The sequence below is a fragment of the Endozoicomonas sp. SESOKO1 genome (assembly GCF_024606265.1).
In the GTDB taxonomy this organism is placed as follows: Bacteria; Pseudomonadota; Gammaproteobacteria; order Pseudomonadales; family Endozoicomonadaceae; genus Endozoicomonas.
Window position 1 is genome coordinate 1 of sequence record NZ_JAHHPP010000061.1, and the last position, 10,319, is coordinate 10,319.

Sequence of the window (10,319 nt, forward strand, 5' to 3'; positions counted from 1 at the left end):
TGCCGCCTTTTGCCCCCTGGTGGCTATCACTGGTGGCCGTGTCCTTCGCGTTGATCATTGGCAAGCATCTTTATGGTGGCCTGGGCCAGAACCCCTTTAACCCGGCCATGCTCGGCTATGTTCTGGTACTGATTTCGTTTCCCCAGGAAATGACCACCTGGCTGCCACCTTTGGGGCTGGAAGGCCATAACAACAGCCTGACCGATGCGCTGTTCACCATTTTCCCCCTGGGTCAGGGCGTCAGTGTAGATGCCATCAGCATGGCCACCCCACTGGATGTGTTGAGGGAAAACAAAAGCCTGACCATCAACGAGCTGTGGGAAAGCAACCCGGTATTTGATGGCATGGCCGGTCGTGGCTGGATGTGGGTTAACCTGGCCTATCTGGCTGGCGGTGTCTTTCTGATTTGGCGAAAAGTATTTACCTGGCATGCCCCTGTGGGGATGCTCGGCGCCATTGCGGTAATGGCGACCCTCTTCTGGAGTGGTAACGGGTCAGACAGCCATGGTTCCCCGCTGTTCCATTTGCTCAGTGGCGCCACCATGCTGGGGGCATTTTTTATCATTACGGACCCGGTCAGTGGTGCCACCAGCAACCGTGGACGTCTGATTTTTGGTGCTGGGGTTGGCGTCATGGTCTATGTCATCCGAGCCTGGGGCGGATATCCGGATGGTGTCGCCTTTGCCACGCTGCTGATGAACATGGCGGCCCCCACCATCGACTATTACACCCAGCCTCGCACTTATGGCCATCACAAGGCCAATAAAGGCCTGCCAAAGAAGGACTGAATCATGAGTGACGGCCAGATTCCTTTAAAAGACACCAGCAAGGCCCCCGACAGGAGTGGCCTGCTTCAGAGCATTTTCCGCAATAGCCTGGGGCTTGGCCTGTTTGCCGTATTTACCGTAGGCCTGATTTCCGTTACCTGGACCATGACCCGGGAACGAATAGAGACTCAGGTTCGTGCCTATGAAGCGAAAGCTCTGATGGAGATTTTACCGGCAGATACTCACGACAATGTGCTTGTAGATTCCAAAGTTGTTCTGGAGCCATCCCGCTTACTCTCCAGCCAGGAGCAACGCGAAGCCTATATTGCACTGAATGATGGAGAGGTCTCTGCCGTCATTCTGCCGGTAACCGCACCTGATGGGTACAGTGGCCGAATTGAGCTGCTGGTTGGCATCAACCGCAATGGCACGCTGGCCGGCGTCAGGGCCATTACCCATAAAGAGACGCCGGGGCTGGGTGACAAGATCAACACCAATGTCACCGACTGGATTCTCGGGTTTGCCGGAAAATCTCTTGGCAACCCGGTCACAGAAGGCTGGGGGGTAAAAAAAGACGGTGGTGAGTTTGACCAGTTTACCGGTGCAACGATAACGCCAAGAGCCGTTGTCGCTGCCGTTTACCGCGCACTGCAGTACTTTGAGGCAAACCGTAATCTATTGCTGGACCCGCTCAGGATGACCGGAGTCCGCCAGGAGATTCAACATGACAAATGACGCTGTGACAAAAAAGAGTATGGCCAGCCAGGCTGCAAAGATTGCCCTGGATGGCCTCTGGAAAAACAACCCGGCGCTGGTCCAGCTACTGGGCCTGTGTCCTCTGCTGGGCGTTTCCAGCAGTGTGGTGAATGCACTTGGCCTGGGTATAGCCACCATGCTGGTGGTGATGGGTTCCAATGTTGCCGTCTCACTTATACGACACCAGGTAACCGATGCCATTCGCCTGCCAGTGTTTGTGATGATCATTGCTTCCTTCACCACCTGTATCGAGCTGCTGATGCAGGCCTATACCTATGAACTTTATCGGATACTGGGTATTTTTATTCCGCTGATTGTGACCAACTGCATTATCCTGGGCCGGGCCGATGCCTTTGCCTCCAGAAATCCGGTACTGCCTGCCGCTTTTGATGGTTTGATGATGGGTACGGGCTTTGCCGTCATTCTGGTATTGCTGGGCGCACTGCGGGAACTGATTGGCCAGGGCACACTGTTCTCCGGCATGGACCTGCTGCTGGGTCCCATTGCAGCGGAGTGGACCCTTACGGTGATCCCAGACTACAAGCAGTTCCTGTTTGCCATTCTCCCTCCCGGCGCCTTTGTCTTTATGGGCTTTATGATTGCCATTAAAAATAGTATTGATCGTCGCCTGGAAGAAAGAAGGAAACACCTGGAACCGGTGACCGCAAAAGTAAGCAAGCGGGTCAGGGTTACCGGCAATGTGTGATTAGTCTTACTGTTTATATTGGAACTTATTCTCTGGTTGCCTGTCTGAAACATCAGGATTGTTAGATCTTGCCTGATCTGACAGACAGGCGCCCATTATCCAGAGGAACAGTTCTGCGATGTTACCTGCTCAAGCTACTGCCGTAACCCCACACACCATAACAACGCCAACGGGCCAGGAAAAAGCGGTTGGAGACGCACTGGCGGGCGGACCAACCCTGCCTGATGAACTGACATCACTCCAGAAATGCATCCTGGGCAGCCAGGGCCTTATCCTCGATGCGGTAAATCTGGTTAAAATTATGGACGATGTCTTCGAAAGAAGCGTGCCTGAAGCCTCGCTTCGGACACCAGACGATCTTGACACACTGTCAAGGCCAGAAAAATACGAAAGTCTGGCTGAAGTCATCAGGAAACTGGATATCTATTTCCTTGCAAGCCTCATTCACCGGGATGAGCAGGGAATGATAGTGGAGCGCTGGGATGCCACAGCGCAGAAGGAAGCCATTGAAAACTTGAGTTACGCTGCCAAAGAGCAGCTAAGGTCAGCACTTGAGCCCTTTAAGCTTGCTGATAAACAGCCCCTTGAGTTTACTGATCAGACAACCCTTATTTTTCCGGGGGCGGCTATTCCCCGAATGCAGCTTCGTGCTGAGTTCGCAATTGCCCAAAACAGTGACAAGAAATCCCCGGGACTGCTGATTTGCAACGGTTCTTCAAGGCCTTTGGTGGCAATCGATCACCTTAAGGATTCCGATCAAGATAAAAATCTGTATAAAAATATAGAGGACCTTGTGGAAAAGCTTAATGATGACCTGGGACCCACGGCCACAGAGGCCCATGCCCAGATGGCTCTTATGGATATGCTGCGTACTGATGACGAGGATTGTTTTCTGAACAAACAACCCATTTATGTCGTGCATACCGGAGGTGTTAAATACTATCCACAGTCTCTGCTGGAAAATGGCGAATACACGCTTAACTATTATCAGGAAAATTCCGGCAGGCCTAACACCGAAGCAACGATGGTGTCTGCATTCAAGGCGTTAGAACAACTGCCCGGAACAATGCCCGAAGAGATCGTTCTAGTCAGCAATCAGCCCCATATCCATTCCCAGCAGATTGCCACAGAACGGGTTGTTGCCAAAAACCATGGCCATGCCCCAATGACCATCCGAGCCTGTGGTGAAAAGACTTCACTGGAAAGCACAACCGATTTATTCCTTGCCATCGACTCGGTCAGAAAGTCAATCCAGTTGTTAAATCCTGACTATCATGTGACAACCAATTGGGTGGAGGAACCGGAATGGAAGCTATTTGAATCTAAAAGCCCCGGTGAATGGCAGCTCTATAAACCAGGGCAACCACCAGTGGAACAACTTATCTAAAAATCCACATCAGGGTAATTAATGTCAATCAACTGTTGAATCTGATCATTCAGTTTTTTCTGTTGATTGATAAAGGCACTGTGCTGATTCTGATGATCCATAAACAGGGCGTCATTATGAGCATCATCTTCTACTGCTGTGTTTACTGCCTTCGGGAATCGGTTCGGCAGTGGCTTATTTACACGTCGTGCCTGTTCAGTAGAAAAATAGAACGCATAATCTTGCGATATGAGAATCCAGCCTCTCTCCATAACTCTGGCAGATATTATGACTTCTCTGTCGGTATCTGCAATTGGGTTTATGGTTACTGGCCGATTCATTTTCAGAGGTGTCATTTCATAACGGGTTTTCTGACCTGAATAGACAGGACTGAATTTCTCTATCTTCCACAACTGGTCGAGATCGCCTCCCCGGGCATACACGGTACCCATTCCATTCGGCCGCTCCCTGATCTTGACATCAAGCTCAATTATGTACCGGGCATGGGTTGGGGCAGTCACTTTCATAAAGGATTTTCTCAACGAAACGGACAGCTGGTTTTCCAGATACCGGGTCACACCTGAAGCGGTATGTTTTTTATCAACATAAACGGTATCTGATCCCAGGCGTCCTCTGGAGATAAGACTTTCAGCAAGGTGATTGGCGATAATATCCCAATATTGGACATACGGAACAGGTGCCTGTTCCCCTGAGGATTCTGCCAGCGCCCTGGTTGCAGGAAAGAGTCCACCAACCATTAACAAGCCTGCGATAACTGACCGATAAACCTGCTTAGTAAACACGGTACATCCCTATACTGTTTTTATTTCAATGTAGCATATGCAGACCTGATTTATGCTCAGGTAATACTCTGATCAACACTCTGATCAACATCAGAGGTTCGGCATCACAGAATAAGAGGCAGGCTTATCAGCGCGGTAATCATTGAAATAATGATAAACCCCAATCGATTATTGACAGAATACACTATAGAATCCCTTCCTTTGCCCCAAAGCAGGAATAATAGCCTGAATGGATAACCCATTTTTGGGTGGTGTCGGTAGCTCCCACCAGCCATCTAATGAATAAAAGACGATGCTTAACCGGATATTGCCAGTTTTTTTATCTGGCCTGATCATGCTTTCCAGCTTTGTCCAGGCCAACCCCTCTGCTCCTGCAGTCCCATCAGAAGTGGAGCCAGACGCTGAGTTCACACTCTCTCTTCAGGAAGAACGCTCCCCGTGGGCGATAACCCTGTTCGATAGCAACCCCCGGGAGAATCAGGCACGTCTCTGGTCCCAGACAAAACTCATGTTCGGCCTTGGCGTCGGTGTGGTTGGTGCCCTGGCCGTTATGCCTGAGTCCTTTACCAACTGGGATAAATCGGAATTGAAACATTTCCACAAAAAATGGTGGGACAATGTCAGTTCAGGCCCGGTTATGGACGAAGATGACTTTTTCCTGAACTACGTAACACACCCTTACTTCGGTGGTGTTTACTACATCGTTGCCCGGGAATCTGGTTACAACCAGTGGAACTCGTTTGTCTACTCCTTCCTGATGTCCACCTTCTACTGGGAGTACGGTATCGAAGCCATCGCTGAAGTGCCTTCTATTCAGGATATTATTGTAACGCCCATTGGTGGCTGGCTATATGGCGAATGGGCTTACCAGAAGAAACGTTCGATTGTCGACAATGATGGCCTGGTATGGGGATCTTCCGGCCTGGGCTCCACGGCTCTGTTTTTCCTTGACCCGGTTGACAGTATTGACCGGTGGATCAATGGTGATCGTGAACAGCCAGTTGTGGAAGACTTGAATATCCGTCTGGCATTTGCTCCAACCTTTTATCCGCTAAAGGATCAGGATGAAGACCGGGACTATCTGGGTCTGGTCATGACATTCCGGATGTAACCTTTTCATATCATTAATATTGCCTTCAACAAACAGGGCTTCAATGTTCTTTTTTGCCAGAGTTCTGACAAATCGCTGGCAAAACCTGCCCGCTCTTTCTTTGCAATACTGAACAGAGTTATAACCATCAATGAACCTACTGGGCCCAGCAGCCCAGCCAATGGCTAACAGGGAAGTTGCCATGTTCCGTAAATCTGCAGCTCTGGCAATGCCAGCAATTCTGATGACACTGGTGCTCACTGCCAGTCTCACCCTCTTAACACTGCATTTTAAAAATATTCTTCTGGAGAGTTACCAGAACAAACTCCACCAGGTTGCCGAGATCACCTCACGGATTCTGCGGGACGATATAGAGTTGCATGGTGACAATCACTTCGACTTTGATGTGATCGCCACTGATATTGGTGTCAGTGCAGATATCCGGGTGACCATTATCAATGAGCACGGCGTGGTGATTGGTGACTCCCAGGTTGCCGGACACGAACTGGCCCGGATGGACAATCATGGCTCCCGGCCAGAAGTACTCCAGGCGATTGAGCATGGTAGCGGAGCATCCACCCGCCATAGCCATACCAAAGGCTATGACCTGATGTACTACGCGGTAAAGGTAGAAGTAGCCGGGGATAATAACCACAATCACAGCGATGGCCACGAGTCTGCCAGCCATATCTCCGATGTCGGGGAAACCTATATTATTCGCACGTCCATCGCCCTGAACCTGTTTACCAATGAATTAATGTGGCTATGGGTCTGGGTTATCGTCATCAGTTTACTGGGCGTTCTCGTGGTTATTATGATCACCCGATTCTTCAGCTCCATGCTCGATAAACAGGCAAAACGTGAGCGGGAATCATTGAAATCCGAAGTAAAGGAAAGAACCCTTGAACTCAGTTTGATGCAGCGTCTCGGCAGCCTGATGTCAGCCTGCACCACCATCGACAGTGCCGCCAATGTTGTTCACCCAATCGCCGCCCACTTACTGCCAGGGTGTCGTGGTGGCGCAATCACGCTGATCAAATCATCCAGAAACCGGCTGGACCTGATCACACAGTGGGGGGAGCAGTGGCAGGGAAGTCACCGTTTCGAGCCCAGTGACTGCTGGTCACTGTTGAAAGGGCACACCCATTTCAGCAATGAAGACGGTCTTGAAATTCGCTGTCGCCACAGTCATACCGAAAGTGATCTCTGCCAGGTGTGTATCCCCCTGGTGGCACAGGGTGAAACGCTGGGTGTCCTGCACCTTAACTATGATGGCCAGCAGGCTCTGGAAAACAATATTTCCAAAGCTGAATCCATGGCAGAACAGATTGGCCTGGCACTGGCCAATATGCGACTGCGAGAAGATCTCAGGCAACAGGCGATACGTGACCCACTGACCAGCCTGTTCAACAGACGATATATGATGGACTTTCTTGAGCAGCATACCTACAGCGCTGAAAGTCAGAATGAAACGCTCTCTGTGATGATGATCGACCTCGATCACTTCAAGCGGTTTAACGATACCTTTGGCCATGATGCCGGTGACTATGTTCTGAAGCAGGTCGCCATGGAATTAAAGCAGGCGGTACGGGAAGGTGATCTGGTCTGTCGTTACGGGGGGGAAGAGATCTGTATTGTTTGCCCCAATACCTGTCTGGAGACCGCTGAGGAGCTGGGCAACATGCTGGTAGCGCGGATTGCTGGCCAGGGCATGCAGTTTAATGGCCAGTCGCTTGGCAATATCACCATTTCCATGGGAATAGCAACCCGGTTCAGTGCTGAAACCAACCATGACCTGCTCCTGAAAGAGGCCGACAACGCCCTTTATCAGGCCAAAGAACAGGGACGTAACCGGGCGGTTACCAGCCAGCCGGAAAGCTCACCACCAGAACAACCGTTTGATGAGGCCTGATTCCGTTAAAGAGACTCAATAAATGCCACCAGGGCCTTACGCTCCCCGGCATTCATCTTTAACACCTTGCGCCGGGATTGTTTTGCTTCTCCGCCGTGCCAGAGAATCGCTTCCATCAGGGTTCTGGCACGACCATCATGCAAGAACCCCGTTCTTCTATCCAGAAGCTGGGTATGGCCGATACCCCAGAGCGCTGGCGTTCGCCATTCGCTACCAGTGGCCAGAAACTCCGGACGCCCATCAGCAAGCCCTTCCCCCATATCATGAAGAAGAAAATCACTGTAAGGCCAGATCAGTTGATTGGCCAGCTCTTTCTCAATAACCGTCATGGCGGTTTCCGACTGAACATCCATGGAGGCCGTTGTGAAACTGGGTTGATGACAGCCCGCGCAACCGGCTTCATTAAAGAGTTTCTTACCCTTTAATACCCCCGGCTTTTTGGCATCAGTGCGAACAGGAACCCCCACATGACGGCTGTAAAATACAACTTTATCCAGGATAAAGTCGGATACGTCCGGCTCTTCACCACGGGGTGCTGCCAGACAATCCTTTTGGAACTCAGTACAGGACTCATCAGGGAACAGACTGGTGGTCAGCCCCATATCGCCACTGAATGCGGCGGCAGATTGCTGCCGCAACGTCGGAACTCCTGCCTTCCAGCCGAAGCGGCCAATGGACGTCCTCTGCTTCTGGATATCCCAGACCCGGTTGGCTCTCCCTGAAATACCGTCACCATTTTTATCTTCCGGGTCTTGATTAGCCAGCAGGCTTTTCTCGGAAATGGCCTCCAGCAGACCGATACCGATCATTGACGGAGTAATCCGCATCGATATCATGGTATTTTCGGCCATAGGGCCATAGCCCAGATTTTCCACTGCAAAAACGGGTTTGCGCAGCTCAACCTGATGGCCATCCGCGAAGGCCACCTGAAAATAGTCAAAAGTAACCCTGACCTTCCCTTCAGGCTTCACACCCTCAAGGGCATTCACCTGAAGCTGTCCACCATAGGTCGGCTCAGGAATCACTCCTGATTTTCTCAAACGTTGCTTCTGCTGATCGATAATGGCGGGAATACTGAGCCGAACCAGAACCGACTCATCGGTAATCTCACCATCCTCTGGCGCATGCCCTCTGCGATCATGGATATGACAATTACTGCAGCTATTAGTGTGAAACAGAGGCCCTAAACCATCCTGTACCAGATCTTCACCAGACTCCGGCTGCCAGGTCTGACGAAAAAAACCATTGCCTTTGTGAAAGTTCAGCTGGTTGAAGACCGGCATATTGGCCGAAGGCCTGGCTATTGTATTAAATCCCGAGACATGGACCGAGGCCTCTCCTCCTGGCCTGTCTTCTCCCGGCTGAAATTTTTCATAGGCTGGCCGTTCAGGTTTTTTGGGAGCATCACAGCCTGCCAGTAAAAAAATCATGTTAAAGGCCATGAAAAAGAGAATATTTTGCATGCATCCCACCTGAAATAAACCATTACTCAAAATGGTCGGCTAGACAGGCAGAACCATAAGTAATCAAGATTAAAAGCGAGTATTAACTGATTACTATTCATACCGGAAACTGAATACCTTGAGATAACCGCCTGCACAGCAATGAATCCCCATAGAAAAAGCTTTTTACCGGCAAACTTGCTGTGCATAATTTCCGGAACTCTTGTTTCTGATGAATAACTTTCTGATAAATTACCTTACCTGGGAACGCCTCACGCTGTTTGGCATTACAATAATCCCAAGCTGATTTTTATACTTTTTTACTGGTCAAAGGATGAACAAGGAAAAGCGCACACAGATTTTTACCCGACTTCGGGACGCTAACCCCAACCCAACCACAGAGTTGAACTACAGCACACCTTTTGAGCTGCTTATAGCGGTGATACTGTCTGCCCAGGCCACCGACGTGGGGGTCAATAAAGCCACCGACAAGCTTTATCCTGTTGCCAACACCCCTGAGGCCATTCTTGCCCTGGGTGTTGACGGCCTCAAGCAGTACATCAAAACCATCGGGTTATTTAATGCCAAGGCAGAAAACGTTATCAAAACCTGCCAGATTCTGATGGATCAGCACAACAGCGTGGTACCCGATAACCGCAACGATCTTGAGGCGCTTCCCGGCGTTGGCAGAAAAACAGCTAACGTCGTTTTAAATACCGCCTTCAAGCAGCCCACCATGGCGGTGGACACCCATATTTTCCGGGTATCAAACCGAACGGGTATCGCTCCGGGCAAGGATGTACTGGAGGTTGAAAAACGACTGGTAAGACTGATTCCCAGAGAGTTCCTGATGGATGCCCACCACTGGCTGATCCTTCATGGCCGTTATGTGTGTAAAGCAAGAAAGCCACACTGTGGTAGCTGCATTATTGAAGATCTTTGTGAGTACAAACAGAAAACGTCTTAGGCTAAGGTTTACGCTTAGGGACGGTCCTAAAATAATTTCTATATTTCTACAGACGCTACCCGCTGCCAGCCTCCCGCTACCCGAAATACCGGAACTGCTTGTGCTCTTGCGGGCAACGGGTGGCGGGAAGCGGGCGGCGCCCTCTTACTCACTTTAAACAAGGAAACATCCGCTCATGGCATTCCACTATGGTGTAATAGAAGGGCTATATGATCAGGATAACCAGTGGTCCTGGGAATCCAGGAATGCCTATGCCAGCTTCTGCGCCCAAAAAGGCTTCAATTTCTATATCTACGCACCGAAGAATGACCCCTATCTGCGCGAACAATGGCACCAGAGCTGGCCAGAACGAGATTTCAACCAGCTGAATACCCTGGGTTTGACGCTTAAACAAAACCATGTGCGCTTTGGCATCGGGCTTACTCCCTTTAATGTACGGGACCTGAACCGAAAAAGTCGCCAACAGCTGAAACAGAAAATCGCCAGTATCAATCAGCTGAACCCGGAGAT

Annotated in this window: 10 protein-coding genes; 8 read left to right on the plus strand and 2 right to left on the minus strand. The window is 50.4% G+C overall.

Annotated features, from left to right (window positions below):
• The 4 genes from KDK13_RS03695 to KDK13_RS03710 form a co-directional block, all read left to right on the plus strand.
• Positions 1–788: RnfABCDGE type electron transport complex subunit D (locus tag KDK13_RS03695; RefSeq protein WP_257283557.1), on the plus strand; the 788-nt coding region annotated here is incomplete at its 5' end.
• 3 nt (positions 789–791) lie between these two features.
• On the plus strand, positions 792–1,502 hold the full coding sequence (gene rsxG / locus KDK13_RS03700; protein WP_257283559.1) for an electron transport complex subunit RsxG: 711 nt from the start codon (positions 792–794) through the stop codon (positions 1,500–1,502).
• Positions 1,492–2,229 (plus strand): electron transport complex subunit E, encoded by a 738-nt coding sequence (locus KDK13_RS03705; RefSeq protein ID WP_257283560.1) that lies wholly within the window; start codon positions 1,492–1,494, stop codon positions 2,227–2,229. The genes rsxG and KDK13_RS03705 overlap by 11 nt, the downstream gene beginning before the upstream one ends.
• A gap of 118 nt (positions 2,230–2,347) precedes the next feature.
• Positions 2,348–3,616: a hypothetical protein gene (locus KDK13_RS03710; RefSeq protein WP_257283561.1), complete on the plus strand. Its 1,269-nt coding sequence runs from the start codon at positions 2,348–2,350 to the stop codon at positions 3,614–3,616.
• Here KDK13_RS03710 and KDK13_RS03715 read toward each other — a convergent pair.
• Positions 3,613–4,398 (minus strand): hypothetical protein, encoded by a 786-nt coding sequence (locus tag KDK13_RS03715; RefSeq protein ID WP_257283562.1) that lies wholly within the window; start codon positions 4,396–4,398, stop codon positions 3,613–3,615. The genes KDK13_RS03710 and KDK13_RS03715 overlap by 4 nt on opposite strands.
• A gap of 334 nt (positions 4,399–4,732) precedes the next feature.
• On the opposite strand from KDK13_RS03715, the gene KDK13_RS03720 reads away from it, so the two are divergent.
• Entirely contained in the window at positions 4,733–5,509 is a 777-nt protein-coding gene (locus tag KDK13_RS03720) for a DUF3943 domain-containing protein (RefSeq protein ID WP_257283563.1), read from the plus strand.
• Between the two features lie 160 nt (positions 5,510–5,669).
• A complete protein-coding gene (locus tag KDK13_RS03725) occupies positions 5,670–7,400 on the plus strand; it encodes a diguanylate cyclase (protein WP_257283564.1) in 1,731 nt (576 codons plus the stop codon).
• A gap of 5 nt (positions 7,401–7,405) precedes the next feature.
• Here KDK13_RS03725 and KDK13_RS03730 read toward each other — a convergent pair whose 3' ends face one another.
• Positions 7,406–8,863, minus strand: a complete 1,458-nt coding sequence (locus KDK13_RS03730) for a di-heme oxidoredictase family protein (RefSeq protein WP_257283565.1) — start codon at positions 8,861–8,863, stop codon at positions 7,406–7,408.
• 313 nt (positions 8,864–9,176) lie between these two features.
• On the opposite strand from KDK13_RS03730, the gene nth reads away from it, so the two are divergent.
• Both nth and KDK13_RS03740 read left to right on the plus strand, forming a co-directional pair.
• Positions 9,177–9,809, plus strand: a complete 633-nt coding sequence (gene nth / locus KDK13_RS03735; protein ID WP_257283566.1) for an endonuclease III — start codon at positions 9,177–9,179, stop codon at positions 9,807–9,809.
• A 175-nt stretch (positions 9,810–9,984) separates the two neighbouring features.
• Positions 9,985–10,319 (plus strand): protein O-GlcNAcase (locus KDK13_RS03740; protein WP_257283567.1); only part of this gene is annotated, 335 nt, incomplete at its 3' end.